This window comes from Acinetobacter sp. GXMZU3951, from assembly GCF_054457875.1.
The window spans coordinates 41,384-68,373 of record NZ_JBTLFO010000008.1; the positions used below are offsets into that span (position 1 = coordinate 41,384).

Annotated in this window: 24 protein-coding genes; 8 read left to right on the forward strand and 16 right to left on the reverse strand. The window is 43.3% G+C overall.

What is annotated here, in order from left to right; all coding sequences use genetic code 11:
• Positions 1-65: 65 nt before the first annotated feature.
• The 6 genes from ACX17N_RS12560 to cysM form a co-directional block, all read right to left on the reverse strand.
• Positions 66-470 carry a ComEA family DNA-binding protein gene (locus ACX17N_RS12560; protein ID WP_458892914.1) on the reverse strand — a complete coding sequence of 135 codons (405 nt, stop codon included), beginning with the start codon at positions 468-470 and terminating at the stop codon, positions 66-68.
• 23 nt (positions 471-493) lie between these two features.
• Positions 494-1,249, reverse strand: coding sequence for a nucleoside triphosphate pyrophosphohydrolase (gene mazG, locus ACX17N_RS12565; RefSeq protein WP_458892915.1), 756 nt, complete (start codon positions 1,247-1,249; stop codon positions 494-496).
• 97 nt (positions 1,250-1,346) lie between these two features.
• A complete protein-coding gene (locus ACX17N_RS12570) occupies positions 1,347-3,653 on the reverse strand; it encodes a RelA/SpoT family protein (protein ID WP_458892916.1) in 2,307 nt (768 codons plus the stop codon).
• A gap of 29 nt (positions 3,654-3,682) precedes the next feature.
• Positions 3,683-5,074: a 23S rRNA (uracil(1939)-C(5))-methyltransferase RlmD gene (rlmD, locus tag ACX17N_RS12575; RefSeq protein WP_458892917.1), complete on the reverse strand. Its 1,392-nt coding sequence runs from the start codon at positions 5,072-5,074 to the stop codon at positions 3,683-3,685.
• 6 nt (positions 5,075-5,080) lie between these two features.
• Positions 5,081-5,899: a 3'-5' exonuclease gene (locus ACX17N_RS12580; RefSeq protein WP_458892918.1), complete on the reverse strand. Its 819-nt coding sequence runs from the start codon at positions 5,897-5,899 to the stop codon at positions 5,081-5,083.
• A gap of 38 nt (positions 5,900-5,937) precedes the next feature.
• Positions 5,938-6,858, reverse strand: coding sequence for a cysteine synthase CysM (gene cysM / locus ACX17N_RS12585; RefSeq protein ID WP_458892919.1), 921 nt, complete (start codon positions 6,856-6,858; stop codon positions 5,938-5,940).
• 153 nt (positions 6,859-7,011) lie between these two features.
• On the opposite strand from cysM, the gene ACX17N_RS12590 reads away from it, so the two are divergent.
• The 5 genes from ACX17N_RS12590 to rsfS all read left to right on the forward strand — a co-directional run bounded on the left by ACX17N_RS12590 (position 7,012) and on the right by rsfS (position 12,896).
• Positions 7,012-9,822: a GacS-like sensor histidine kinase gene (locus ACX17N_RS12590; protein WP_458892920.1), complete on the forward strand. Its 2,811-nt coding sequence runs from the start codon at positions 7,012-7,014 to the stop codon at positions 9,820-9,822.
• A gap of 89 nt (positions 9,823-9,911) precedes the next feature.
• A complete protein-coding gene (locus ACX17N_RS12595; RefSeq protein ID WP_458892921.1) occupies positions 9,912-10,697 on the forward strand; it encodes a crotonase/enoyl-CoA hydratase family protein in 786 nt (261 codons plus the stop codon).
• A 39-nt stretch (positions 10,698-10,736) separates the two neighbouring features.
• Positions 10,737-11,606, forward strand: coding sequence for an NAD(P)-dependent oxidoreductase (locus ACX17N_RS12600; protein ID WP_458892922.1), 870 nt, complete (start codon positions 10,737-10,739; stop codon positions 11,604-11,606).
• A gap of 18 nt (positions 11,607-11,624) precedes the next feature.
• Positions 11,625-12,419 (forward strand): hydroxypyruvate isomerase family protein, encoded by a 795-nt coding sequence (locus ACX17N_RS12605; RefSeq protein WP_458892923.1) that lies wholly within the window; start codon positions 11,625-11,627, stop codon positions 12,417-12,419.
• A gap of 75 nt (positions 12,420-12,494) precedes the next feature.
• A complete protein-coding gene (gene rsfS / locus ACX17N_RS12610) occupies positions 12,495-12,896 on the forward strand; it encodes a ribosome silencing factor (protein WP_458892924.1) in 402 nt (133 codons plus the stop codon).
• A gap of 151 nt (positions 12,897-13,047) precedes the next feature.
• On the opposite strand, the gene ACX17N_RS12615 is transcribed toward rsfS, so the two are convergent.
• The 6 genes from ACX17N_RS12615 to ACX17N_RS12640 all read right to left on the reverse strand — a co-directional run bounded on the left by ACX17N_RS12615 (position 13,048) and on the right by ACX17N_RS12640 (position 18,977).
• Positions 13,048-13,656 carry a hypothetical protein gene (locus ACX17N_RS12615; protein ID WP_458892925.1) on the reverse strand — a complete coding sequence of 203 codons (609 nt, stop codon included), beginning with the start codon at positions 13,654-13,656 and terminating at the stop codon, positions 13,048-13,050.
• 13 nt (positions 13,657-13,669) lie between these two features.
• A complete protein-coding gene (locus tag ACX17N_RS12620; protein ID WP_458892926.1) occupies positions 13,670-15,010 on the reverse strand; it encodes an ammonium transporter in 1,341 nt (446 codons plus the stop codon).
• Positions 15,011-15,399: 389 nt separating this feature from the next.
• Entirely contained in the window at positions 15,400-15,696 is a 297-nt protein-coding gene (locus tag ACX17N_RS12625; RefSeq protein WP_458892927.1) for a DUF3303 domain-containing protein, read from the reverse strand.
• A gap of 357 nt (positions 15,697-16,053) precedes the next feature.
• Positions 16,054-17,511 carry an NAD(P)(+) transhydrogenase (Re/Si-specific) subunit beta gene (locus tag ACX17N_RS12630; RefSeq protein ID WP_458892928.1) on the reverse strand — a complete coding sequence of 486 codons (1,458 nt, stop codon included), beginning with the start codon at positions 17,509-17,511 and terminating at the stop codon, positions 16,054-16,056.
• 3 nt (positions 17,512-17,514) lie between these two features.
• The gene (locus tag ACX17N_RS12635) at positions 17,515-17,838 is read right to left on the reverse strand and encodes a proton-translocating transhydrogenase family protein (RefSeq protein ID WP_458892929.1); all 324 of its coding nucleotides are present in this window, start codon (positions 17,836-17,838) and stop codon (positions 17,515-17,517) included.
• Positions 17,839-17,849: 11 nt separating this feature from the next.
• The gene (locus tag ACX17N_RS12640; protein ID WP_458892930.1) at positions 17,850-18,977 is read right to left on the reverse strand and encodes a Re/Si-specific NAD(P)(+) transhydrogenase subunit alpha; all 1,128 of its coding nucleotides are present in this window, start codon (positions 18,975-18,977) and stop codon (positions 17,850-17,852) included.
• Positions 18,978-19,912: 935 nt separating this feature from the next.
• On the opposite strand from ACX17N_RS12640, the gene ACX17N_RS12645 reads away from it, so the two are divergent.
• Entirely contained in the window at positions 19,913-20,839 is a 927-nt protein-coding gene (locus ACX17N_RS12645; RefSeq protein ID WP_458892931.1) for a DMT family transporter, read from the forward strand.
• 48 nt (positions 20,840-20,887) lie between these two features.
• On the opposite strand, the gene soxR is transcribed toward ACX17N_RS12645, so the two are convergent.
• Positions 20,888-21,403, reverse strand: coding sequence for a redox-sensitive transcriptional activator SoxR (soxR, locus tag ACX17N_RS12650; protein WP_458892932.1), 516 nt, complete (start codon positions 21,401-21,403; stop codon positions 20,888-20,890).
• Positions 21,404-21,471: 68 nt separating this feature from the next.
• Here soxR and ACX17N_RS12655 point away from each other — a divergent pair, with 68 nt between their 5' ends.
• Together ACX17N_RS12655 and ACX17N_RS12660 are read left to right on the forward strand one after the other, a co-directional pair.
• Positions 21,472-21,894: a RidA family protein gene (locus tag ACX17N_RS12655; protein ID WP_458892933.1), complete on the forward strand. Its 423-nt coding sequence runs from the start codon at positions 21,472-21,474 to the stop codon at positions 21,892-21,894.
• Positions 21,895-21,915: 21 nt separating this feature from the next.
• Positions 21,916-23,115, forward strand: coding sequence for an MFS transporter (locus tag ACX17N_RS12660; RefSeq protein WP_458892934.1), 1,200 nt, complete (start codon positions 21,916-21,918; stop codon positions 23,113-23,115).
• A 71-nt stretch (positions 23,116-23,186) separates the two neighbouring features.
• On the opposite strand, the gene ACX17N_RS12665 is transcribed toward ACX17N_RS12660, so the two are convergent.
• The 3 genes from ACX17N_RS12665 to ACX17N_RS12675 form a co-directional block, all read right to left on the reverse strand.
• Positions 23,187-23,831 (reverse strand): hypothetical protein, encoded by a 645-nt coding sequence (locus ACX17N_RS12665; protein WP_458892935.1) that lies wholly within the window; start codon positions 23,829-23,831, stop codon positions 23,187-23,189.
• A gap of 173 nt (positions 23,832-24,004) precedes the next feature.
• On the reverse strand, positions 24,005-25,555 hold the full coding sequence (locus ACX17N_RS12670) for an arylsulfatase (RefSeq protein WP_458892936.1): 1,551 nt from the start codon (positions 25,553-25,555) through the stop codon (positions 24,005-24,007).
• Positions 25,556-25,680: 125 nt separating this feature from the next.
• A complete protein-coding gene (locus tag ACX17N_RS12675; protein ID WP_458892937.1) occupies positions 25,681-26,946 on the reverse strand; it encodes an anaerobic sulfatase maturase in 1,266 nt (421 codons plus the stop codon).
• Positions 26,947-26,990 lie beyond the last annotated feature (44 nt).

Sequence of the window (26,990 nt, forward strand, 5' to 3'; positions counted from 1 at the left end):
AAAGGGCAATTTGATTATCTCAACACGATCATGATTATTGCCTAGCAATCCTGCAAAATAAAAGCTTAGAGCGCCAGTCGATCTCGATTTTTCTGCAAAAGTTTCGGCCCTATGCCTTTAATCTGTTGCAGTTCATCAATGGTTTTAAATTTTCCATGAGCTTGCCGATATTGCAAAATCGCTTCAGCTTTTTTCTCCCCTATGCCCGACAATTGCTGCAATTGTTCTGAAGTCGCACTATTGAGCCGAATTTTATTGCCTGAAACAGGTGCAACACTGGGTTTGGCTAAATAATAATTGGCATCGGTCGCCGATGTTCCGAGTCGCGCATCTTGCGCCTGTTGTTGAGCTTTCCAATTCAAATACTGCTGATCAAAATTTTGGGCATACACCGTGTGTATAGCCAAAAGCGTAACTGTAAAAAACACCAGCACACGTACCACTTGAAACGGGGGGAAATATTGTTGCATAGCATGCCTAATTTATTATGAAGTCATTTATTTTTTGCCTGCTCCCAGAGTTGATCCATTTCGGCAAGTGACAACTGCGCCAGTGATTTGTGTTGCAGTCGGGCCTGATCTTCTATGTAAGCAAAGCGTGTTCTAAATTTATCAATCGTCCCTAAAAGGGCAATTTCATTATTAACGCCTAGTTTACGTCCAACATTGATCAGTGAAAATAAACAATCCCCAAATTCTGCCTGTATTTCATCGGAATCTTGCTGTTGAATCGCCTGTTGCAGCTCCTGTAATTCTTCTTCTAGCTTGCCATACGCATCCTCAACATTTGCAAAATCAAAGCCAATCTGAGCAGCATTCTGCTGAATCTGTTCTGCTTGTTGTAAAGCTGGTCCATGTTTAATTTGATCCAATCGAGATTTCGGCTTGCCCTGCTTTTCTTGCTGTTTAATCTGTTTCCAAAGCTCAGATACTTGCTCTGCCGTTAATTGGCTAAACTGTTCTGCCTGAAATACATGGGGATGGCGACGAATTAATTTATCGGTAATCACCTGCACGACATCCTGAAAATTAAACGCCCCCTGCTCACTATACATTTGCGATTGAAACACCACTTGCAGCAACAAATCTCCCAGCTCTTCCTTAATATGCTGAAGATCACCCGAACGCACAGCCGCTTCCACCTCATAGGCTTCTTCAATCGCGTAAGGCGTTAAACTATTGGGTGTTTGCTTTTGATCCCACGGGCATTTTTCTCGTAATTGCTGCATAACATCCAATAGTTGTTCCATGTTCAAACGACTCTCTAATCCTGAATAAAATTTAATGGTTACGATCACAGGGATAAAAAAGCCTGCGCTTGGCAGGCTTTTTTAATAGGTAATAGGTTTAATTTCCCTGAATTAGACGGCGGGCACTAATAATGCCGGGTTGTTGCTCCAAGCGCGCCAACAAGCGTGACAATTGCGCCAAGCCTTTGACTTCAATCAACAACTTCATATTAGCAATACCATCCGCTTCGGAAATGGTATTCACCTGACGAATATTGATTTGGTCGGAGAAAATCACCTGTGTCAGATCTTTCAACAGACCACGACGGTCATATGCCTCCACCACAATCTGTACACTTTGACCACGTGTGGGTTGCATTTCCCAGTCAGCTTCTACTGCGCGCTCAGGCTCCTGACCAATCATACGCATATAATCAGGACAAGCGACCTTATGGATACTGACACCACGATTCAGGGTAATATAACCTGCAATAGATTCCCCATGAACAGGCTGGCAACATTGTGCAATATGCAGCTCAACATTATCTAGACCATCAATCAAAATACCATGTGCTGACAAGGTATGACTGGCACGAGGATTGAGCGCAGGCTTCAGCACCAGTTCAGGTTCATCCTGATCCAGATGCATATGCCGATTCACCTGATTCATCAAGGCATGCAAGCTAATATCACCGCTGACCAGATTAATCAGAATGTCATCACCCGATTTCACATTGAAGTGGTTACAGTAGTCACTTAAATCAATACTTTTTGGATGAATCGCAAGGCGCGACAATTCTTTGTTCAGAATATCACGGCCAATCTCAAGATTCTTACTGCGATCTTGCTGACGGAACCAATGACGCAATTTATCGCGCGCGCGTGCAGTCTTGATATAACCCAAAGAGTTCACCAACCAATCACGGTTAGGTTCACGATCTTTTTTAGTTAAAATCTCAACTTGCTCACCTGTTTTTAAGGTATAGGTCAGCGGCACATAACGCTGGTTAACCCGCGCGGCATAACACTTATTACCCACTTCGGTATGCACGTGATAAGCAAAGTCCAGTACGGTCGAGCCACGAGGTAACTCTTTAATATCCCCGTCACGACTAAATACATAAATTTTCTCAAAGTCTTCAAACTCTTGAATCTGTTCAAAGTTTTCAGAACCTTCCTCGTCTTTATGCGCACTGGCATCGTTACGTTCCTGATAGTGTTCCAACACAGCACGCAACGAATGTAAACGATGATTGAAAGAGTGATCGGTGGTTTTTGCACCTTCTTTATAGTTAAAGTGCGAACATACCCCCAACTCGGCTTCTTCATGCATATCTCGGGTACGAATTTGTACTTCCAGCGACTTGTTTTCCGCAATCACGGCAGTATGCAAAGAACGATAACCATTGGCTTTCGGATTGGTAATATAGTCATCAAACTGATGTGGAATATGTCGCCAAATTTGATGCACAATGCCCAGTGAGTGATAACACTCCGGCACCGATTTCACCAAGACACGCACGGCACGAATGTCATACAACTGATCAAAGCTCAGGTTCTTACTTTTCATCTTGCGATAAATCGAATAGATGTGTTTAACCCGACCATTGATTTCGGCTTCAATCCCATGTTCAGCCAGTTCATTCTTGAGCTTATCAATCACAAACTGAATATAATGTTCACGCTCTAAGCGCTTTTCATTCAATAAGGATGCAATTTCCTTGTAACGTTCGGGCGCTAAATAACGGAAGGCTAGATCTTCTAGCTCCCATTTTAACTGGGCAATCCCCAAACGGTGCGCCAGCGGCGAGTAAATGGTCAGAATTTCTCGCGCCACACGTTCTTGACGTTCGCGTGATGATTTTGCCAATTCACGCAAAGCATAGGTACGTTCTGCCAGCTTAATCAGTACAACACGAACGTCTTCTGTGACTGAAATCAACATCTTGTAAATGCCAGTCAAATGCTCACGCTGATCATTATTAAAATGATCTTCTAAACGTTTATTCTGCTCAATTAACTCGGAAAGCTTACCCATCGACAGGGTACCCTTAACCAAGCTAAAAACTTGTTCACCAAAATGTTCTCGCACAAAATCAATGCTCATGAGTCCTTCACGAACACTGCGATACAACATTGCAGCAGAAAGGGTGTCTTCATCGACATGTAAATGCGCCAAGATGTCGGCCATTTCAATACCGGTATAAAAGGTATTCGATCGATGATTGGTGGTGGATTCTAACTCTTTTTGCAAAGTCTCTTTGGCAACTTCTTCGAGTTGCTTGAGCGCTGCCCCGTCTAAAATACTGCGAACTCGATCCAACCATTCTGCTAAATCAAGTTGAGCTTGTTCGGCATGCTCTACAGTCGCTTCCTCAGACAACTCATTGAGTCGCCCAGGCAATTGCTCACGTACTGTGACCATACCCTTCTCCTACAAAATAATCATTCATATTATAAATCGTTTATCTCTTTTTCTTGCTCAAATAAGGCAATTGATTCGACATGTTCAGTATGCGTAAACATATCCATCACACCTGCCTTTTTTAATCGATAGCCATGTTGTGCCAATACACCTGCATCCCTTGCCAATGTTGCTGGATTACATGAGACGTAAACGATTTTTTTTGCATTAAATTTAGGCACATAATGCATTACCTCTTCCGCGCCAGAGCGTGGTGGGTCTATCAATAATGCATCAAATCCCTGCTTTGCCCAAGAATGATGCGAAAAATCTTTTGTTAAATCTTGTGAAAAGAACTCAATATTGGTCATGTCATTGCGACGAGCATTGTCTTGACCTCGTTGAACCATTTCATCACTGCCCTCCACTGCAATCACGTGTCCTGTAGGTGCTACACAACGCGCAAGCGGTAAAGAAAAGTTACCAAGTCCACAAAATAAATCTAATACGCGATCACCTTGCTGCAATTCTAGCAATTCACATGCCAGCTTCACCATTTGCGGATTTACGGTTGAATTCACTTGGGTAAAATCAAGCGGACTAAAACTAAAATTCACATCAAAATCCGCTAAAGCATAATGTAAGCGCATTTCTGCCTGATCCTGATCCACACGCTGCAAACTGTCTGGACCTGCAGGCTGTAAATACAATTGCCACTGCTTCTGTAACGTAAACTGTTTTAATTGGTTGACATCTTGATCCGATAATTTTTCTGTATGACGAATCAATAAGGCAACTTCCTGATCGCCCATCGCCAATTCTATATGCCCAATGGCTGCTTTGGCTGTTAGACTTTGGAGTAACTGCTTCAAGCGTGTAATTGAACCAAAAGCTTGATCAAGCACCAAACAACGATCAATTGACGTTAATTTATTACTTTGTTTTTCACGAAATCCCACTATCAACTGATCACGCTGCGGGAAATAACGCACCCCGATACGGGCTTTACGGCGATAATCTTCACGCAGGGAACGAATCGGTGCCAACCACTGTTCGGGTTGTAAGCCAGCAAAATGCTGTAAATGCGATTGCAGCACATCCTGCTTAAAACGAATCTGCTCATCTTTGTCGATATGTTGCAAACTACAGCCACCACAGACATGAAAATGCGGACACGCTGGCTTCACCCGCAATTCAGAAGGCTGACCCACAACCTCAATACAATCCGCTTCTTCTAAGCGTTTGTTGGCATGAGTGATTTTGGCACGAACCGTTTCACCAGGTAATGCCTGACGAATAAAAACTTTCTTGCCCTGTTTTTCGACAGGATGAGCGGCATCCGTACCATAGTGGGCAATCCCTCGTCCCTCATGTGACAGTGTCTCAACCTTAAAAGTATAAATCGGTTGCTGACTTGGACGGGTATGCTGACGATGCTTCATGAAAACCTAGTTTGAATGGTGAAAATCGGATGCTGTAAATTCTGTCTGTTGCGATGTTTCACGCCAAATTTTCAGAAAATCAGCATGTTGAGGATGAGACTGCAGCAACTGAATGCTGGCTTGAATCCAAGCACGATGCTCTTCCAGTTGTAATTGACCTTTCAATAACAACCAGCGCAAATAAATTAACCATGTATTTAATACATCACCTTCACAATAGCCAGTTAAATCCTGCCATTGTTGTAAGCGAACATATTCGGGCACATGATAACCGCCATCACCACGCTTACCCGGAAAGCCCAGTAAATGCGCAACATCATCAAGCTTTTGGAAATGACGTATATTAAACATCGCCATTACATCCATTAAATCGACATGACGATGATGGTAACGGTTTTGGTAGTTATTATACTTCTTCTGCTGATCAATTTCGCCTTGATCAAACAAACTCGATGCAGACAAACCATGATACATGGCCCGAAAAAGGATCACTGGCAAGTCAAACTGTGAACCATTCCAGCTCACCAATGTCGGAAGCTTTTTATTAAAAATCGATAAAAATTTCTTTAAAATTTCGGCTTCAGAAAACTGTTCTCGACTAAAGGAGAACAGTTTCATCGCACCCAGTTCATCGACCCACAACCCTGAAATACAGACAATTTCATGCAGAGGTAAGCGTTGAAAGTCCATACCCGCTTCTTGGCGACGCAACTTGGTCAGTGCCTGCTCCAAGTCTGGCTCAGGCAAATCCAAGCCATACAAATGCGCACCGGACTTTAAGTCCGTCATGGTTTCAATATCAAAAACTAGAACAGGTAAGCGCATGTATACTCTCAAACTCGATTCAAAGGGTTACAGTGCAATTATTCAGGGTCTTGGACCGAGAATAAACCTGTCGATAAATAACGATCACCACGGTCACAGATAATGCAGACAATGACCGCATCCGGGTTTTCTTCTGCAATCCGTAAGGATGCCCACACGGCACCACCAGATGAAGTCCCTGCACTGATGCCTTCTTTACGCGCCAATTGCCGTGCAGTTTTTTCCGCTTCAATTTGTGGAATATCCATAATACGGTCAACGCGTTTTGGATCAAAAATGGTTGGCAAATATTCCTGTGGCCAGCGACGAATGCCCGCAATATTTGAACCATCTGAAGGTTGTAATCCTACAATTTGAATGTCAGGGTTTTGTTCTTTTAAATATTTCGACACCCCCATAATGGTGCCTGTTGTCCCCATGGCGCTGACAAAATGCGTGATCTTGCCACCCGTTTGTTGCCAGATTTCTGGACCCGTTGAGAGGTAATGGGCTTGCACATTGTCTGGATTGCCAAACTGATTCAAGACCAGTCCTTTCCCATCTTTTTGCATTTGTAGCGCCATATCACGCGCTTCTTCCATATTCTCAGACTCAACCAGCTCGGCGCCATACGCACGCATCGCATCTTTGCGTTCCTGACTAGAACCAGCAGGCATAATCAGTTTCATCTGATAACCACGCATGGCAGCCACCATCGCCAAGGCAATACCAGTATTACCACTGGTTGCCTCAATTAACGTATCCCCTGGCTGAATTTCCCCACGCTTTTCTGCCTGCATAATCATATTGTAAGCTGGACGGTCCTTAACCGAACCTGCTGGATTATTGCCTTCTAACTTCGCTAAAACTGTGGCTTGCGTGTGTTTAGCTAGACGCTGTAAACGCACTAAAGGTGTTTTTCCGACGTAATGGTCTAACAAAAATTCATCTGCTTGGAAATCAGGGGTTGTGTTACTCATGGTCTGCACCTGGATCGAGGTGCGGCTATTGTATGAAAAAATGGATTGTCCTGCACCCTTTTCACGGGGTTTTTCATGAAAGTGATTAAAGCACGGTCAGTTTCAAATAAAGCATGTTAATATGCTGGGCATAGGGAATTTATTACGTTTGCCATGTCGAATTTCAATAAAAAGTTATTTAAGCGCCTACACTTAAATCATGCTTATGGACAGCTGATTGCCATGATTTTTGTGCCGATTATGATTTTGGCCTGCGTGGGTGCGGCATTGGTTTTGACTGAAACCTCCAATGCCGCAAAAGCACAACAACGTCAAATGGCGATTGCTATTCTGACACGCTATCAAAGCACGGCTGAATCTGCGTTGGATTTGCTCAATCGCTATCCATGGCATTACGATCAAGCGCAAAATGCCATGCAGTATATGTTTAATGAAAAGCTGCTGAATCACGCCACCATTCTGGATCACACTGGTGCTGAACGTATTAATATTGGCAGTGATGCGCAAGAACCATGGCCCAAATTCCCTAAAGATAAAAGCTTTTTTGGTCCAATTAAACAAAATGGCAATCATGTCTATGGCATGCAAATTAATGAATCGCCGCATCAAAAAGGCTGGTTATTAATTGAGTTAGACAATCAACCGCTACAAATTGCGCGTTATCGCGTACTGATCGTATTGGTTGCGACAGGCTTATTAACCTTATTACTGTTATTGCTGTGCCTGAATTTCTATTCACGTCGCTGGATTGCCCCGATGTATGAAATTCGCATGCAGTTACAACGCTTAAATGCCGACACATTAGATCAACACATGATCATTAACAGTACTGGCGAACTGCGACTGTTACAGCGTGATATTGCCAATGTGGTCAAACGCCTTCATTTCAGCTTTTTAGAATTAAAAGAACATACCGAACAAACCGAAGATGACTTAAGACGCACCCTCGACACGCTCGAAGTACAGAACATCACCTATCGTCAAGCACGTGACCAAGCCATTTCAGCCAACCAAGCCAAATCGGTTTTTCTGGCCAACATTAGCCATGAATTACGAACCCCGTTGAACAGTATTGATGGTTTTATACATTTGCTGTTACGACAGGGAAATCTCAGCAACGAACAAAACTTATATTTACAAACCATTCGTAAATCGTCTGCGCATTTATTGGCACTGATTAATGATGTCTTAGATTTCTCCAAAATTGATGCGGGTAAATTGGAGCTGGAAACTGCTCCCTTTGATCTTGAGGAAGCCATCTTTGATGTGATGGATATGTTGTCCCCTCTGGCGGCACAAAAACATATCGATATGGCTTTCTACTATGGCGATGATGTCCCGAAACAAGTGATTGGCGATGCCCTGCGTTTTAAGCAAATTCTGACCAATTTAATTTCCAATGCCATTAAATTTACCCCAGATGGTGAAATCATCGTACGGGTACGCATGAAACATGATGATATTGGACAATGCTTACTCCATTTTAGTGTGCAAGATAGCGGCATTGGATTAAGTGGTACTGATCGTAAGCGTCTGTTTGAATCGTTCTCACAAGGTGATGCCTCAGTGACCCGTCAATTTGGCGGTACTGGATTGGGTCTGGCGATTTCCAAACAATTGGTACACCTCATGCAAGGGCAAATTGGTTTTGAAGACAACCAAGAACGTGCCCCAACCGAGAAAGGCTCAACCTTCTGGTTTACCGCCATGTTTGCGGTAGATGAAGAATATGAAATCGTGCATCCGCAATTTGGGCACATGAAAGTGGTGTCCTACTTGGCTCACCATGCCGCCGCGCATGTTCTACGCCATTATTTAGAAAACTATCAAGTGGAACATATTGAAGCGGCTTCGATTCTGGATTTATTTAGCCGCCTCAATCAAATTCAGTCGCAACAAGAAAACACTTGGTTGATTGTCGATCACAGTGGTGACACCGAAGCCATGCTGAAAGAGATTCGTAGTCGCTATACAGGTAGTCTTGCGGTCTATGGCTATCAAATGGCGCTCGATCCGAACATGCTCAATGAATATCGTGCACGCCCACTGTACCAACCGTTGAGTCGGAATGCCTTGATTCAGCTATTAAGCAATCAATCCATTTTCCAGTCGGAACAGCATGAAAACTTTGATGGTCAGGGCTTGCATATTTTAGCGGTTGATGACCATTTACCCAATTTGATTGTACTCGAAGCACTCTTGAGTGAATTAAATGTCACCACAACCAAAGCCCAAAGTGGTCAGGAAGCAATTGACATTATTCAGTCTCGGCTTGAACAAAAGCTCAAACCTTTTGATTTGGTATTCATGGACATTCAAATGCCAGTGATGTCGGGGATTGATACGACGCGTGCCATTCGCGCTTTGGAATCCACCTTAGAGGAAGAATCTCACCTACCGATTATTGCCCTGACTGCACATGCCTTAGCGGATGAAAAGCAAAAGCTGTTAAAAGTAGGGATGGACGATTACGTCACCAAGCCAATTCAAATTGAACAGATTATTCAGATTTTAACCCACTGGACACGTAAACAATTCGACAAAACCGCTTTGGTCGAGAAAAACATAGTGCTTGAAGCACTCGATCCGCAGATTCTCAACTGGCAACAAAGCCTACAGTTGGCGGCCAATAAAGAAGATTTGGCGGCCGATTTACTGAAAATGCTAGTTGATAGCTTCCATACCGAACTGGATGAAATGCAGCAACTGATCGAACTCGAAGATTTTCCACAGCTAGAACATGTCCTGCACCGCCTGTATGGCGCCACTCGCTACGTGGGTGCACCAAGTCTACAAGAAGCTTCTGGTGCCTTTGAGCAATTCATTTCGACCCTACGCAAAGAAAAACGTCGGGCGGATGAGCAGTTTATTCAAGAAACACTACAACGCTTTGATGAACTAAAATTGATCATGCAACAAGTACAGCAAGCAGCACAGTCAGTTTTGAATAAATACGGGCAATAAAGAGCATCGAAAAGATGTGACTGCCCTGTCATGCAAGTGCTTGGGCTGCATGCTATGCTCCGAAGCAAAGCAAAATTAGAGTATCCAACATGGCTTTATTACGTGTAGAAAAACAGAATGGAATCGCAACGGTCAGCTTAAACCGACCAGAAAAGCGTAATGCAATGAGCTTTGCTCTCTTAAACGAACTGGTGAAAGTAGCCAATCAACTCAAAAAAGACCGCAGTATCCGTTGTGTAATTTTAACTGGCGAAGCCCATGTATTTAGCGCGGGAATTGACCTTGCCGATTTAAACAATCCCAAAAATCGTGCTTATGCGGCATGGGAACTGGTGAAACCTGGCCAAAGTTTATTTCAAAAAGCCTTTCTGATTTGGCAAGAATTACCGGTGCCCGTGATTGCAGCCTTAGAAGGTTTTTGCTTCGGTGCGGGCATGCAATTGGCATTGGCGGCCGATATTCGAATTGCCCACCCTGCAACCCAAATGTCGATTATGGAAAGCCGCTGGGGTTTAGTACCAGATATGGGTTTGAGTCGCTCACTAAAAGGGGTTATTGGGCTGGATTTAGCCAAAGAACTTACCCTGACGGCGCGTATCTTTGATGCCAACTATGCCAAAGAGATTGGCTTGGTCACCCATTTATCTGCAACCCCCTTACAACAAGCTCAAGCACTGGCAGAAGAAATGCTGCAACGTTCACCAGATGCCTTAGCCGCTGCAAAACAGGTTTTGGACGCCATGGAACACCATCCTCGTAAATCTTTACGCTTAGAGAAAATTTGGCAGTTAAAACTTTTACTTGGCAAAAATAGCCAATTGGCACGCAAAAAAGATAAACAACCTGAAGTTCAATTTGTTCCGCGTCAATTTTAATAATTTAAAGCAGCAACCTTAAACGATAGAGAGATTCCAATGAGTTTTGATCGTAATACGAAAATTGCATTTCTTGGTATGGGACTCATGGGTAGCCGTATGGCAACCCGATTACTGCAAGCGGGATTTGAAGTAGCCGTATGGAACAGAACTGCTGCGGCCTGTGATGTTCTGATTGATCTAGGGGCAACAGCCTTACAACTCGAACAGATTGCGGACTATCCGGTGATTTTGACTTGCTTGGCAGATGACTCTGCAATGCAACAGGTCATTGAGAAAATCCGTCCGTTTTGGCAAGCTCAACAAGTCATTGTGGATTTCTCAAGTTTATCGGTCGGGCAAACCCAATCCTTGGCTGCACTGGCCTTGCAAGATGGTGTTCACTGGATTGATTCACCTGTGTCAGGAGGCACAGCTGGTGCAGAACAAGGGACTTTGGTGATTTTTGCGGGAGGCGACGCGAGCATCATTCAGGACCTATCATTGATTTATAACGTGCTTTCACAACGCGTCACCCGTATGGGGGAAACTGGCACAGGTCAAGCCACCAAAATTTGTAATCAACTGATTGTGGCTGCCAATAGCACCTTAATTGCAGAAGCCGTTGCACTGGCACGTCAAGCCGGCGTAGATACCACATTGCTTGCGCCTGCACTGGCGGGGGGCTTTGCCGACTCCAAGCCGTTTCAAATTTTAACACCTCGCATGGCCAGCCATCAGTTTGAACCTATACAATGGAAGGTACAAACTTTATCAAAAGATTTAAATAATGCGGTACAGCTAGCCGAACAATTCCAACTAGATATTCCAGTCGCAAAAAAAGCGTTGTCGCAATTGCAGACACATCAAAATAAAGGCTATGCTGAAGCTGATTTAGCAACAGTAATTCAACAAGTTGAAACAGAATAATAATGCAGGAGCAAGCTCATGACTAAACTCGCAGTGAATCTGTCCATGATCTTTACGGAAGTGCCACTCATTGAACGTTTTGCACTTGCTTATGCACATGGCTTCAAACATGTTGAAATCCAGTTTCCTTATGAACTGAGCATTGCGGACATTCAGAACCAACTGACTCAGCACGATTTAAGTTTATGCCTGATTAATGTTCCTGCGGGTGATTTAATGCAAGGTGGCAATGGCCTAGCGGGTATCCCCGGTAAAGAGCTTGAATTCCATCGTGCTCTAGAAACCGCCATTCAATATGCCGTGGCATTAAAAGTCCCTAGCGTCAATATTTTGGCCGGTAAACAGCCACTGGACTGCGACCTGTTACCTTGCCTAAATACCCTCGCTAAAAATTTGAAGCTGGCCTGTTTTATGTTGGCTGAACATCATATTCAGCCTGTCTTTGAAATGATTAATGGCACCGACATGCCGCGCTTTCTCATTCAGAATATTGCCCAAGCGCAGGAAATTCTGGAAGCGGTACAGCACCCTGCTCTGAAGATGCAATATGATTGTTATCATATGGCCATGATGGGCGAAGATGTGCTAGAAGAATTAAAACAAAATATTCTAGAAATTGGTCACATTCAATTTGCAGACTGCCCTGGACGACATGAGCCAGATACCGCACAAATTAACTTCAAAGAAATTTTTGATTGGCTGAGTCATAGCGATTATGCTGGTTTTATTGGTGCAGAATATCGCCCCCAAGCGCATTCCAACCATTCTTTCGCTTGGAAAAACAAGTATTTTGCCGAGCATCCACAAAGTTAAAAAACAGACAATTGAAATTTCGTGATAAAACCGCTATATTAGAAGGTGAGTTATTGTCAGGAATTATGACCCTTTATGAATTTAGAACCATCGCCCAGCGCTTCTAATTCTCTCGATCTCGCAATGAATTCTCAAGCTCAGGATGTACAAGCTTGCTTAAAAGTTGTACATGAAGCTCTATTAGATGTAAAAGCCAAAGATATTATTGAACTTGATGTGAGCAGCATCAGCAATGTCGCAGATGCGATTGTGATTGCAAGCGGTACATCAACTCGCCACGTCAAAGCACTTGCTGACAATGTGGCAGAAGAAGCACGTAAAGCTGGTTTCCGCCCTATTGGTGTAGAAGGCGAACGTGATGCAGAGTGGATTTTAATTGACTTGGGACACGTTGTTGTTCATGTCATGCTTCCAACTGCACGTAAATTCTACGACCTAGAAAGTTTATGGCGTACAGCTCCTGAATCTGTAGCATAAGAACAATGACCCTCAAGGTCTAAAAAGCCAGTTATTCTTCAGAGTAACTGGCTTTTTTATTGTGCATCTTTATATGGATTCTCACCATCTTATCCACCATCAAAAGACACGCTCAAACCGAGAGTGCCTTTATAGACAAGCCCAGATCCATTTAAATTAACTGCTGTAGATCAACCTCCATAAATTGCTGTTTGATCTGCTCTTTGGCCCGCGCAAAGATAAAATCTGCTTTAGTGGGACCATAAAACTCACAATACACTTCATAAATTACAGTGAGTGCTTTGGCATAACTACTGACTGGTAAGAGTGAAAAAAAATCATGTGCATGAATTTCCAAATGAGAGGCAACCACAAAACCCATCTTACTGAAACGCATTTTCAGCTCCTGATCAAAATCAGAAACATCACTAGGAACTACCCCTTTGAGCAGTAGGGCGATAAACTGCATAAAGGCATCCCTGAGCTGTGTCGATTCCAAAGCCTCTACTTTGCTCTGCGGTTTCACCTCCAATAAAACCTGCTTCTCGACTTGCGCAATCTCAAACAAGACCTGACGTAGCATCTCTTTGCGATAGAAACGCAATTCATCGGTATTACAGACTTCACTCAAAAAGCGGTTCAATACAAATGAAGGTTTATCGCCATACTCTTTTTCCCAGTAACTTAAGACCCGCTCCAAAGCAATTCCATTTAAATATTGGCTAAGACCTCGCTCTATGGCACTACGTTTTTGTCCAATACTTAACAATTCATTTGGCATACTGCTGAACTCCTTAATGACGTTTGGTCATACCATCAGTTTCAAAAGTCACATCACGCTGAAATTCAGGATAAGACAATTCTGCATGCTCGCTATAATCCAAGCCACGTTGTTCATGCTGAGTACTTACACGCAAGCCCCCCAAGAGCTTTTCCAGTACTTTAAACACCACAAATGCCACACCAAACCCCCAGACAAAACCGGCAATAACACCTAAAATCTGTACTGAAATAATGTGTGAATTAAACGGACTGGCTTCATAAAACAGACCTGCGGCAAGGGTTCCCCACGCACCACAAAAACCATGCACGGTCACTGCATCCACCACATCATCCAGCTTTAATTTCTCCATCAGTACAGGAATCACGCTTACCACCAGCCCCGCAGCCAAACCTGTAACAATTGCATACACCGGACTCATGGTGGCACAGCCTGCAGTAATGGCAACCAATCCCCCCAAAGAAGCATTAATCGTGGTCCGAATAAGAATCGCCTTGCCACGTACCAAGGCGTAAAACATATAAGCTACCGCTGCGGCACATGCTGCCAGATGGGTATTCAAAGCAATTCGACCAATACTGACCGTGGCATTGACGGTAGAGGCCGCATTAAATCCAAACCACGCAAGCCACAAAATAAACCCGCCCAACGCCACCAAAGGTACATTATGCCCTGCCAGATAATGCGATTGCCCATTACGCCCAAAACGCCCCAAACGTGGTCCCAAAACCAGAATCCCCGCCAATGCCACCCAGCCACCAATTGAATGCACGACCGTCGAACCAGCAAAATCAATAAAACCCAATGCCTTTAACCAGCCTTCCCCTGCAAACAAACTCCCCCACGCCCAACTACCAAACACTGGGTAGATTAAGCCACTGACCACAGCCGCACTCACCACATAAGCCACAAAATGAATCCGCTCTGCCATCGCTCCACTGGCAATCGTGGTTGCTGTTGCTGCGAACATCATTTGAAAGAACACCAAATTCCAATGCCAATCATCTAGTTGATTCGGAGCAAAATGACTTGCACCAAACCAACCTGTGCTATTGATACCAAACATCAAACCAAAACCGACCAGCCAAAAGACCAAGCCTCCCAAGCAAGCATCCATATAGTTTTTCATCAATACGTTGACCGTATTTTTGCCACGAACGGAACCACTTTCTACCAAAGCAAAACCCGCTTGCATAAAAAATACCAAGATTCCGCCCATCACCACCCAGACACTATCTAGGGAGATGCGAATTTCTTGAATGTTTTGTGCCTGCGCTATTGCAGGATCTGCTGCAAAACTATTGGCTGAGCAACCCCATAACAGCATTAAAAGTAGATAATTTATAGTTTTCATGAACACCCCCATAATCTGTTCACAAAAAAGCAAAATCAGTGCCAACCAGAACACAAAACCATCAAGATAAGTTATTCCCCTCTTAACCAACACCAACCCCCACAATTCATTCCTATGCCATTTCAGACAACCCATCACAAAAATCCATGCAGGTTTAAGCATAAAAAAACCACCCTGCGGGGTGGTTTTTCAAATACAGCTCAATTCAATATCTAAGCCACAAAACTTGTAATCAAATCATTCTTAATCAAGATATAGATACACGCTATATAGGTTTCTATACTTGGTACAATTTAAGAACATCAATAAACATCTAGAATTGCCTGAGAATGTTCAGATTTAAATTCCTCTGAGCTTTTATATTTTTAATTGGCTCTTTTCCGCATGGATTATTTTGTGATGGCACTCTTTTTCGCCAATACAGCCATCATCATTGGTGCAATTTGCTCATCCGTCAAAGCAGGAAAAGCTTTCATAGAAAGAATATCATTCCACTCCATTACCCATTGCTGTATCGATTCAGCATCACTGGCCTCGATTACAGCAAAACCCGATAATTGCGCCACTGTATGCCATCTTCCTAGCAATTTTATTCCAGTTGGCACTTTTCCTCCTGACTCAAGAAACCGTTCCATCGCCGCATTACGATTTTCTGAGCGAACTTTGTACTTAACGATAAATAACATAAGCCATCTCCTCGATGAATCAACACAACTACCTTATGATCCCGTGTGAGCTTGCTTTACTCATCCTCCTAACCATAATGATCTGCCAGTCATGTGATCTTACTATTGTGACTATTTCCCCTCTTAATTTCGATTATATTTTGATCGCTATTTGGTTGTATTTTGATATTTATAAATTTTAACTACAGTCGCTGAGCATCCATTCACTGATTAAACTCATCTTAAAAATCGATGCTATTTTTAAGAGCAGAGTAAATGAAATTAATTCAATATTTTCATAACTTTCAAAAATATAGATTTGTTAAAACAAAAAAACCACCCCGTAGGGTGGTTTTTCTAATACTAAGATTCAGTCTCTTAGTGACCTGTACCATTAATGGCTTTAGTCATATCTTCCACGACTTTCTTCGCATCACCGAAGACCATCATGGTTTTTTCATTGTAGAACAAGTCATTGTCTAAGCCCGCATAACCTGTCGCCATCGAGCGTTTGATTACCATAATGGTACGCGCTTTATGTGCTTCCAGAATTGGCATACCGTAAATTGGAGAGCTTGGATCATCTTTAGCAGCTGGGTTAACAACGTCGTTTGCACCAATCACCAGTACTACATCTGTTGCAGGGAAGTCTGAGTTAATCTCATCCATCTCTAAGATGTCTTCATACGCTACATCTGCTTCTGCAAGTAATACGTTCATGTGACCTGGCATACGACCCGCAACCGGGTGGATCGCGAAGCGAACTTTAACACCTTGTTCCTTCAAGATTTCACATAACTCTTTAACCGCATTTTGTGCACGACCTTGCGCCATACCATAACCTGGTACAATCACAACACTGTCTGCATTTGACATCAAGAAGCCTGCATCATCTGCTGAACCCGAACGATGGTTACGCTGCTGTGCTTGTTCGCCTTTGTCCGCAGAAGCTACCGCTGTTCCGCCCATTGCACCACCAAACAAAACGTTGATGATGGAACGGTTCATCGCCTTACACATGATGTAAGAAAGAATTGCACCCGAAGAACCTACCAATGAACCCGCAACGATCAACATGTTGTTTTCAAGCGTGAAACCAATACCTGCTGCTGCCCAACCCGAGAATGAGTTCAACAGTGATACCACGACTGGCATATCACCGCCACCGACTGGTGCAATCCATACCCAACCGAATGCCAGTGCAAGCGCTGTCATAGCCCAGAATGCATTCATATTACCTGTGGTGAAGAAGTAGAAACCACACGCCAGCATTGCAATAAAAATCGTGGCTTGAACCGGTTTAACCCACGCACCCGAAATGGTTTTTGCCCATTTTTTCGCAGCCAATTTACCGTAAGCAAATACAGAAGCTGTAAAGGTAATCGCACCAACGAAACAACCAACAAACAATTCGAATAAATGCACACTACTCATATGCGCATGTTGCACACCCGCAGCAGTTAAAGCAGCTTCATTTTGTTCAAACAATGCTGTGAGCTGGTTGTTGTGTAGAATGGCAGCAATCGCAATCAGTACCGCAGCCAAACCCACCAATGAGTGCATTAAGGCAACAGTTTCTGGCATTTGCGTCATTGGAACCGTTTTCGCACGCGCGATACCGACCACTGCACCCAGTACCATGGCACCACCAATCATCCAAATCACCGGATGGTCGGCAACAAAGAAGGTGGTCACAACAGCAATCGCCATAGCGATCATGCCGTAACGGTTACCTTGAATTGCCGTCTTAGGACCTGACAAACCACGTAACGTTAAGATAAAGAGGACTGCCCCAATCAGGTAGAACCAATCCGCATAGTCTCGAATAAATTCCATGTATTAGCCCTCTTTCTTCTTTTGCTTCGGCTTGAACATTTCAAGCATACGAGCGGTTACCGCAAAGCCACCAAAAATATTGATACTTGCCAAGAACACAGCCACTGCACCCAAGATGCTCACTACATTCACGCTTTGGAAAGCAACATTGGCATCAACCCCAATTACTGGCATACCCACTGTCTGAATCATCGCACCAACAATGATGATCGAAGATAAAGCATTGGTTACCGCCATCAATGGCGTATGTAATGCTGGTGTTACGCCCCATACCACGTAATAACCTACGAAGATGGCAAGGACGAAAATTGTAATCGTTTCAACCATGAGTAATCTCCTTAACCACGCTTCAGCAGTACTTGACCGCCATGAGTAACCATTAGCGCTTTTTGAATTTCATCTTCTTGATTCAAGACAAGGATTTGGTCTTTATCAAATAAGGTTTCGACAAAATTAAAAACGTTACGTGCATACAGTGCAGATGCTTCAGTAGACACGGTTGATGGAATATTTGGAACACCCAAAATTTTCACACCATTTTCCGTAACCACAGTGGTACCACATTGTGAACCTTCAACGTTACCGCCTGTTTCCACCGCCATATCCAGAATGACTGAACCTGGTTTCATCTTGGCAACTGTTTCTGCCTTGATTAAACGTGGTGCATCACGACCTGGTAACAATGCCGTGGTAATCACGATATCTGCATTGGATACCGCTTTATCGACGATTGCCGCTTGGTCTTTGATGTATTGCTCACCTGGCATCCATCCATAACCGTTTTTCGCGGCATCAGCTGCACGTTGCTGTTCTTCTTCAGACATTGGTACGTCTAACCACTTACCACCCAAAGACTCCACTTGGTCTTTTGCAGTTGGACGTAAATCTGTAGCTTCAACCACTGCACCTAAACGCTTCGCTGTTGCAATCGCTTGTAACCCAGCAACACCCACACCCATAACCACAATACGCGCAGGTTTTACTGTACCTGCAGCGGTCATTAACATTGGGAACATGCGTTGATATTCTGCTGCAGCCAAAAGTACAGATTTATAGCCTGCAAGGTTGGCTTGAGAAGACAACACGTCCATGTTTTGAGCACGAGACAAGGTACGTGGCAACAGCTCTAATGCAAATGCAGACACATGTTGTGATGCAAATTGATCTAGCTCGGTGTTACGGTGCGGGTCAAACATTGCCACGACTGTGGTATTTGCTGCCAATTTTTGAATTTCTTCACCCTTCGGGGCGCGGACTTTCAAAATCAGTTGACTTCCCGTATAGGCATCATCTGTAATTTTGGCACCGGCTTGTTCATAAGCACTGTCAATGTAAGCAGCCTTAACACCTGCTCCACGTTGAATTACCACAGTATGACCAGCATTGATCAACTTCTTGACTGTCTCTGGCGTAGCGGCTACGCGATTTTCACCGACGACAGTTTCGGTTGGGATTCCGATTTGCATGAGCATTCCTCAAGCTAATTTTTGTCTAGCAAACACCGTTAAAAACGATGTTCCCCCAGGATGTGTTCTTGTTGAATTTTTGGATTCTAATTGAACTTTTTTAAATTACCACCCAATATTTATTTAATAAATACCCATATTTTGAACTGATGATTCATAAATATAATCATTCGATATATCATCCATCAGTTTTGCCTAACACACAGATGAATATAATTCATACGAATATCGGGTGATTTTTATTTTTATCTCCCCCATCACCAAAAAATCTCAGCTTTACTCCCCACAATGCTGTAGTTGCACTGGTGATTTTGACAACTGCCCTAGGATGCAGCTTCTATGCTGAGCCTGATCAAGGTGCGCTTGATTCAGCCCTTTTCTTGATTTTTCTGCACAAAGTTGACCTGAATGACATTTTATAAAACCATGACGACAGCAACGAATGGACTTAATCAGGCTGAAATTTGAATTTTTGGATCAATTCATGACTTGCCTGTGCTGAATCAGCATCTTCAAGCTTAACGCCACAATAAGTCATAAAAGTGAAATAGGGCGAAAGTCTTATCAAGCAGAAAATTTAATTAAAAAAAATTTTCTAATCATTTAGCCTGATGATGCAATATGTTTCACTTGTCATATTTTGCACTATTTTAGGTCACTAAATATTCACCCAAGCTGAAGCCTAACGGACAGTATGAACAAGTCTTTTGGCCTGATAGAATTTTTACACAGCATAAGAATTCAAATAACCAATTGATTATCAAAATATTTAATATTTTAAATCAGCCAATTTAATAAATTTAAGCTATATATCTTTAAATTTATTATTCCAAATAGTATGTAGATCTATCAGTTTTTTGCATTTTTAACTGTGCCTGCCACACTCTATACTGCAAAGCTCGATCAATCGCCCAATTGTTTAAAGCGCATCCACCATGACCTTTTCTTTATCCCGTACCCAACTTGGTAGCTTATTTGCAATTGGTGCAGCATTCTTATTTAGCAGCAAGGCCATCTTCATTAAACAAGCCTATGCCCTGTCTCCACTGGTCGATGCCACCCTCCTGATGGCAATTCGTATGGCCTGCGCACTCCCGTTTTTTTTACTGATGAGTTGGCTGAATCGTCATCACAATCGAAATTTATCCGTAAAAGATTGGTCCCTGTTGATGGTGGCGGGCTTAATGGGCTACTACTTTGCCAGCTGGTTGGACTTTCAGGGTCTGATGTATATTAGTGCCTCGCTCGAACGGATTATTCTTTTCCTCTATCCCACTTTAACCGTGTTGGCATCTTGTGCGTTGTACCGTCAGAAGTTGTCTCTTAAAAGCATATTTGCAATCTTACTCAGTTATGGCGGAACAGTATTAGTGATGCTGCAAGAACAGCAGAATGCTCCTGTACAAGAACATTTCTGGCTGGGTGCCAGTTTTGTCTTTGCCAGTGCAATTGCCTTTGCGGCCTATTTATTATTAACCCCACCCTTAATTAAAAAATTTGGTTCATGGAACTTTACTGGGCTGGCACTCAGCACTGCCTGTATTGGAACCTTAGTACAATTTTTTTGGGTGACTCCTACACCTTTTGAGCTGATCCAGCAATTACCGACAGGGGTATTATGGTATGGCTTAGCCCTCGGCTTTTTTGTCACCGTGGTTCCAACCGTTTTATTAATGCAGAGTATTGAACGTCTTGGGGCTGCACAATCGGCCATGATTGCCTCAATTGGCCCCATCTTGACGATATTATTGGCCGTGGCTTTTTTAAATGAACATCTAAATTTTTGGCAATGGGTGGGCTGCTTGCTCAACATTGTTGGGGTCATGCTGATTACTTTATCCAAAAAGAAACTGGCCAACTAAGGGGATGCAATCCCAATAAAGCATGCAGAATACCAGGCACAGACCACATTACTCCTCCTCGGTAAACTGGAACTGTGCAGCATCTGCATGGATATGCAATAACAGTTGCTGAAAATGTGCACCAGCCGATTCTGCCGCCAAAGTATCCTCAGGGTTACGCAGCGGACATTGCTCGAGGGACAGACAACCACAGCCAATACACCCATCCAGTTGTTGCCGCAGTTGCAGTAAACGTATGATGTGCTGATCTAAGGTCTGTTGCCATTGTTGTGACATGCGCTGCCAATCGTGCTTAGTGGGATTACCCTGTTTCGGCAACACCTGAAATGCTGTCTTGAGCTGTTGCAGCGAAATTCCCACCTGTTGTGCGGCTTTAATAATGGCAACACGTCGTAGCATTGCACGTTGATAACGTCGTTGATTACCCGTGGTACGAATACTCCAAATCAGCTGCTTTTCTTCATAAAAGCGCAATGTAGCAACCGTGACATCACTCCGTTTTGCCAATTCCCCAATCGTGAGCCATGAAGATGAAGAGCTATCCTTATTTTGCGGATCTGACATGAATACTTGACCTCAAGTTAACTTGAGCTTTGATACTAGCAAAAATTTACATCAAAGCAGAACCGCTTATGTCCGCATCCAGCTCAACTTCGCCTTTTCGCCTGATTAACCCAAAAACACTTTATAATCCACACTCTTTTGCCTATAGTCACATGGCAGAAGTCAGGCATTTTTCTCGTATACTGCATATTTCAGGGCAAGGTGGTGAAAACCAACAAGGGCATTTATCTAAAGATTTTGCAGAACAGATACGACAAGCCTTTGTCAATTTAGAATCTGCACTGCAGCATGCCCATGCATCTCTGTTAGATATTGCGGTTTTAAGAATTTTGGTGGTTGATCACAGCTCCCAAAAACATTCGCTTTTAATTCAGGAAATACAAACGCGCTGGAAAGATCATGCTTTCCCAGTCTGTACGCTGATTCCTGTTCCGTGTCTTGCCTTAGCAGAGATGCTGATTGAAATTGAAGCCACCGCTTACTGTCATTAACCGCACCAGCAAAGGAACTTTATGAATTCTTCTCCTGATATTAGCCAAGACAAACCCTTACTCTGGTTGATGGCTGTGGCTTGCGGTTTGTGTGCCGGTGCGAACTATTATTGCCAACCGCTTATTCATTCAATTCAGCAATATTATAATGTGCCTGAATCACAGGTGGCGTTAACTGTCACTTTTGCCCAAGTGTCATATGCACTGGGCTTATTGCTGATTGTTCCGATTGGCGATATGGTCAATAAAACCAAATTCATTCCGCTTTTAATGTTTCTGGCAGCAATCGGATTATTTATTTGTGCTTTTGCAGTCAATTTACCCATGCTTTGGTTAGGAACCTCAATTGCAGGTTTATTTTCGGTTGCAGCACAAGTCTTGATTCCTTTAGCTACCATGGCGGTCAAACCTGAAAAAACTGGGGAAGTCATCGGCTTTTTGATGAGTGGCTTATTGGTTGGTCTGTTGCTCTCCACCAGTCTGGCCGGCTTACTCTCGAACCTCTTTCATTGGAAACTGATTTATGTACTCAGCGGTTTTAGCATTTTAATCTTAGCCTTTTTGCTGAAATCGCGCCTGCCTTATGTCATGTCCTATCGCATGAGCTACCTAGAGGTCTTTAAGTCGATGGCTCAACTGCTTCAGCAAGAACGACGCCTGATTTTACGTGCCTTGATTGGTGGTTGTGTATTTGCGGCCATGAGCATTCTATTTTCGACCATAGCGCTCTTGTTGACTTCTAACACCTATCAATTACCCGATGTCTTGGTTGGCATTATTCCACTGATTGGGGTGTTCGGTGCCTTATCAACGCAGTATGTAGGAAAGTTAGCCGACCAAGGCTATACCACGCTACTGACTTGGGTTGGCTGCAGCATTATGGCGACCAGCTGGTACTTCCTGTATTTAGGAGGGCATCATCTTATCAGCTATATTTTGGGCTACGGCTTAATCAATTTAGGCTTAGCCGTGGTACATAGCAGTAATCAGAACATCATTTTCCGTATTCGCCCCGATGCCAAATCGCGGATTAACTCCATTTATATGACCCTGTATTTTATTGGCGGTGCCTGCGGTTCTGCACTGGGGGTTTATGCTTGGCATCATGGAGGATGGGGAATGAGCTGCTTGGTCGGGATCGGCTTAGTGATTGCGGCGACTGTCTTTGCATTGATTGATCTCTTGAGTTTCAACAAACCGCTCACGCCACACAACCGCTGATGATCGATTCCAGTCCTCTTTCCTGTCTAGGCGATAATATTGGCAAAGACAGGAAAATAGCCACATCAGGCCTAAGACACCTGCATGACAGGATAAAATGGCTTATCACTGTCTAATTGCGTTGGATGTTCTAGCAAGATAAACATAAAAATAGGCATTAATGCCGATAAAATTGTACATCCTTCCGCGACATAACGACGATTGACCACACTGTTGTAAGTGACACCGCCTTGTAAAATCTGATTACGTAAAGTGTTTAAACGGCTAAAGACAAAACATAAAACATCGACGGACTTGCGTCCTTGCACAGCTTGATGAACCACCCGCTGCTCTGCCTCAAAATCTGTTTTCCATGAAAGCTGGCTAACTTTATGATTATGATAATCCCAAAAACCCTGATAAATATATGGATTTTCTAAAATTGCATGAATGGTTTGCTTACACTTATGCCCAAGTACAAATTCTATTTTGTGCTCATCATCAAGCTGATAAAGTGTGGCCAAAAATTGTTTTACTCCCTGCTGAGGTTGGAGTACAGCACCCTCACGGGCATAAATGGCATTAAACGAAATCCATAAAGTGAGAAATTTCAAATCTAAATCAGCATCTAACAACATGGATTTTTTAAACCAGCTGATGCCACGATGCAGCCGTAAATTAAAAGCTTCAGAATGCTCTGCTTTTTTATTCTTAAATACGTCTTCGAGTACCAACATTTTGGTCTCCTTTTCTTTATTGTTATCTTCTGTTTACCATAACCAATTTGAAGACCCTGCTCAATCAGAAAACGAGTATTGATGCGTTCAAAAATGGCTTTAAAAATTTATGCCATATCAAAACAAAAAAGCAGCCCAACGAACTGGACTGCTTTGATCATGTCAGAAGTATTTTATTTTTTAGCGGCCTGCATATTTTTAATCAACTCGCTGAAATCAAGCGTGGCAGCTTTTTGTACCGGAGGATAATCCATCAAAGATTTAATATGTGACCCTAGCAAGGCTTGTAAAGGTTCAGAAATCCATTGTTTCTTTTGAATAATTTCTGAACGGTCTCGTATGCTATCAAATGACTCAAATGGGTCTTGACGCAAATTGTACATAATTGGAAACTTTTGCTTTTGATAGGTATCGTAATAATTTTCGGTAGTTTCAAAATGTAGCTTCCACTGATTAATACGAACAGCACGAAGCGTCGATTCATGGTAATACAGGAAATTATCACGTTTACTTTCAGCCGACTTTCCTGTCCAATACTCTAGGTTATTCACACCATCAATATATTGTTTACGATTGGATTTCATATCCTCCACCACATTCGGATTACCCGCTGCTGCTGCCAAAGTAGTGAACAGATCCATATTGGCTTGAATACCAGTTTTCACTTGTCCAGCTGGAATATGTCCTGGCCAACGCACCATCGTAGGCACGCGCACCCCACCTTCATAGGTCGTCATTTTTTCACCACGGAACGGTGTAGTTCCACCATGGTTTTTAGCACTATGCTCAGGACCGTTGTCAGTGGTATAAACAATGATTGTGTTATCCAACACACCCATCTTTTTCATCTCATCTAGCACTTGCCCGACTTGCATGTCGTGTTCAATCATGCCGCTACCATATAAGTCTTCTTCAGAAGTCGCTTTTGCCGCAAGATATCGACGAGACTCACGTAAATGGGTGTACATATGCATACGACTTGGATTGAGCCAGACAAAAAATGGTTTGTCCGACTTTTTACTGCGCTTCATGAAATCCAAGCTAGCTGCGATAAATTCATCATCCACAGTTTCCATACGCTTACGTGTCAATGCCCCGGTATCTTCACATTTTTGCTTACCCATCTTACCAAAACGAGGATCATCCGCATCATCTTCTGATGTTGATGCATAACAGTGTAAAACACCACGGGTACCATATTTTTTATGGAATTCAGGGTCTTTTGGATAGTCAAATTGTTCTGGTTCTTCTTCAGTATTTAGGTGGTAGAGATTACCAAAGAACTCATCAAAACCATGTACCGTCGGTAAATGTTCGTTACGATCGCCTAAGTGGTTTTTACCAAATTGACCGCTCATATAACCCAATGGTTTAAGCACTTCTGCCAAGGTTGGTGTCGCTGCTTGGATTCCTAATGAAGCACCTGGACGTCCTACTGTAGTCATGCCTGAACGAATTGGATATTGCCCCGTAATGAATGCTGCTCGACCTGCAGTTGAGCTTGGCTGGGCATAATGGTCAGTGAACAAAATGCCTTCTTTAGCAATACGGTCAATATTCGGGGTGTTATAACCCATAACACCATGGCTATAGGCACTGACATTCTGCCAACCGACATCATCTGACATAATCACCAAAATATTGGGCGGTTTTGCCATCAAAACTGTTGAAAGTAATGTACCGCCAGCCAAAGCAATCGAGCGTGAAATGATCTTTTTACGCATGTGTTTTCCTTAACAGATTATTGGAACAGATAAAAAAAGCGTATTTCTAAATAGCTGCAACCACACAACTATCTGATTCGTAATTGTTTGTGGGCTCAGTCCAACCCCTTGTTATTCGGGTTCTTTTATTGTGGCTGTAAACGTTTCGCAATCTCATGCTTCGATGTAGTTGCGGTATGAAAAAATTTCTTTAAGCCTGAACACAGGTAATGCAATCCACGCTCTCCATCTGGCGTCTTTAAGAAGCGGTCTTTCGGACAATCCCCCCAACACAGTTGTAGATAAGGACATTTACGGCAGTATTCAGGCAAGCTATTCGACTTGGCATAGGCAAATTTCTTTTGTCGTTCTGAAAAGACCAGATCGCCCTGATGAATCTCTTGAATGTTGCCCAGCTTGTATTCGGGATAAACAAAGTGGTCACAAGAGAACAGATCACCATTGTGTTCGACAGCCAGCGACTTGCCACAGATTTGTCCCGAGACGCATTTCTGTGGACCATAGCCAAACATCATGGAAATGACATTTTCAAACTGGTCGATAAAGACTTGTCCAAAGTCATGCGTTAACCATTCTTTCCACACGGTTGTGAGGAAGATGCCCCAGTCATCTGCGGCAATCGACCAATCGGTCACCACCGAATCTGCTGTACCAGGTTGCGCTGCTGAGCTGCCAAGTTGTGGTAAGTCTTGCGGTTTCCAGTGTCCGGGTGCAGTTTGTTGGAACTGGGCACTTTCCATGCCCGGAATAAACTGAATCATGTAGGGTTTAACTTGATCACGCAGAAAGCGGTAGACCTCAAGTGCTCTTTTGCTGTTGTCGCGGTTGACTACACAGAGTGCGTTAAACGGTACTTGATATTGATGTAAGAGTGCTGCGGCATGCATGACTTTGGCATGCGTTGGTTTGCCACCTTTGTTGTAGCGGTGAATGTCGTGTAAATCTGCAGGACCATCAATCGATAAACCGACCAGGAAGTTGTGTTTCTTTAAAAAGGCACACCAGCCTTCATCTAGCAAGGTGCCATTGGTTTGTAAGTCATTTTCGATGCGTTGCTTTGGCTTTTTATATTTTTGCTGTAGCTCAACGACGCGTTCAAAAAAAGCCAAGCCCATTAACGTTGGCTCGCCACCCTGCCAACTAAAAACAATTTCATCGCCTGTCTGGGCTTCAATATATTGTTTGATGTGCAGTTCCAGCATCGATTCTGCCATGCGTGGCGTTTTGGGTTGATGCAACATGTCTTGTTTATGCGAATAGAAGCAGTAGCTACAGTCCAAATTACACTGTGCACCTGAAGGTTTGATCATCACGTGATAACGATAGGTCTGTCCCTTGATTTGCATGGTTCTTAACGGTGGGCTTTCGGCTTGTGTCGGTATTATGCGCATCTTTTCGCTATTCCTTAAAAGTGACCAGTGTTCAGCAACTCAAC

Excerpts from the sequence above, each read along its gene's own strand:
- soxR (WP_458892932.1), bottom strand. The coding sequence starts at position 21,403 with ATGTCAGATCCGCAAAATAAGGATAGCTCTTCATCTTCATGGCTCACG.
- ACX17N_RS12620 (WP_458892926.1), bottom strand. The coding sequence starts at position 15,010 with ATGAAAACTATAAATTATCTACTTTTAATGCTGTTATGGGGTTGCTCA.
- ACX17N_RS12655 (WP_458892933.1), top strand. The coding sequence starts at position 21,472 with ATGTCCGCATCCAGCTCAACTTCGCCTTTTCGCCTGATTAACCCAAAA.
- ACX17N_RS12560 (WP_458892914.1), bottom strand. The coding sequence starts at position 470 with ATGCAACAATATTTCCCCCCGTTTCAAGTGGTACGTGTGCTGGTGTTT.
- ACX17N_RS12640 (WP_458892930.1), bottom strand. The coding sequence starts at position 18,977 with ATGCAAATCGGAATCCCAACCGAAACTGTCGTCGGTGAAAATCGCGTA.
- ACX17N_RS12670 (WP_458892936.1), bottom strand. The coding sequence starts at position 25,555 with ATGCGTAAAAAGATCATTTCACGCTCGATTGCTTTGGCTGGCGGTACA.
- ACX17N_RS12600 (WP_458892922.1), top strand. The coding sequence starts at position 10,737 with ATGAGTTTTGATCGTAATACGAAAATTGCATTTCTTGGTATGGGACTC.
- rlmD (WP_458892917.1), bottom strand. The coding sequence starts at position 5,074 with ATGAAGCATCGTCAGCATACCCGTCCAAGTCAGCAACCGATTTATACT.
- ACX17N_RS12675 (WP_458892937.1), bottom strand. The coding sequence starts at position 26,946 with ATGCGCATAATACCGACACAAGCCGAAAGCCCACCGTTAAGAACCATG.
- rsfS (WP_458892924.1), top strand. The coding sequence starts at position 12,495 with ATGAATTTAGAACCATCGCCCAGCGCTTCTAATTCTCTCGATCTCGCA.
- mazG (WP_458892915.1), bottom strand. The coding sequence starts at position 1,249 with ATGGAACAACTATTGGATGTTATGCAGCAATTACGAGAAAAATGCCCG.
- ACX17N_RS12635 (WP_458892929.1), bottom strand. The coding sequence starts at position 17,838 with ATGGTTGAAACGATTACAATTTTCGTCCTTGCCATCTTCGTAGGTTAT.
- ACX17N_RS12645 (WP_458892931.1), top strand. The coding sequence starts at position 19,913 with ATGACCTTTTCTTTATCCCGTACCCAACTTGGTAGCTTATTTGCAATT.
- ACX17N_RS12605 (WP_458892923.1), top strand. The coding sequence starts at position 11,625 with ATGACTAAACTCGCAGTGAATCTGTCCATGATCTTTACGGAAGTGCCA.
- ACX17N_RS12570 (WP_458892916.1), bottom strand. The coding sequence starts at position 3,653 with ATGGTCACAGTACGTGAGCAATTGCCTGGGCGACTCAATGAGTTGTCT.
- ACX17N_RS12625 (WP_458892927.1), bottom strand. The coding sequence starts at position 15,696 with ATGTTATTTATCGTTAAGTACAAAGTTCGCTCAGAAAATCGTAATGCG.
- ACX17N_RS12630 (WP_458892928.1), bottom strand. The coding sequence starts at position 17,511 with ATGGAATTTATTCGAGACTATGCGGATTGGTTCTACCTGATTGGGGCA.
- ACX17N_RS12580 (WP_458892918.1), bottom strand. The coding sequence starts at position 5,899 with ATGCGCTTACCTGTTCTAGTTTTTGATATTGAAACCATGACGGACTTA.
- ACX17N_RS12660 (WP_458892934.1), top strand. The coding sequence starts at position 21,916 with ATGAATTCTTCTCCTGATATTAGCCAAGACAAACCCTTACTCTGGTTG.
- ACX17N_RS12665 (WP_458892935.1), bottom strand. The coding sequence starts at position 23,831 with ATGTTGGTACTCGAAGACGTATTTAAGAATAAAAAAGCAGAGCATTCT.
- ACX17N_RS12595 (WP_458892921.1), top strand. The coding sequence starts at position 9,912 with ATGGCTTTATTACGTGTAGAAAAACAGAATGGAATCGCAACGGTCAGC.
- cysM (WP_458892919.1), bottom strand. The coding sequence starts at position 6,858 with ATGAGTAACACAACCCCTGATTTCCAAGCAGATGAATTTTTGTTAGAC.
- ACX17N_RS12590 (WP_458892920.1), top strand. The coding sequence starts at position 7,012 with ATGTCGAATTTCAATAAAAAGTTATTTAAGCGCCTACACTTAAATCAT.
- ACX17N_RS12615 (WP_458892925.1), bottom strand. The coding sequence starts at position 13,656 with ATGCCAAATGAATTGTTAAGTATTGGACAAAAACGTAGTGCCATAGAG.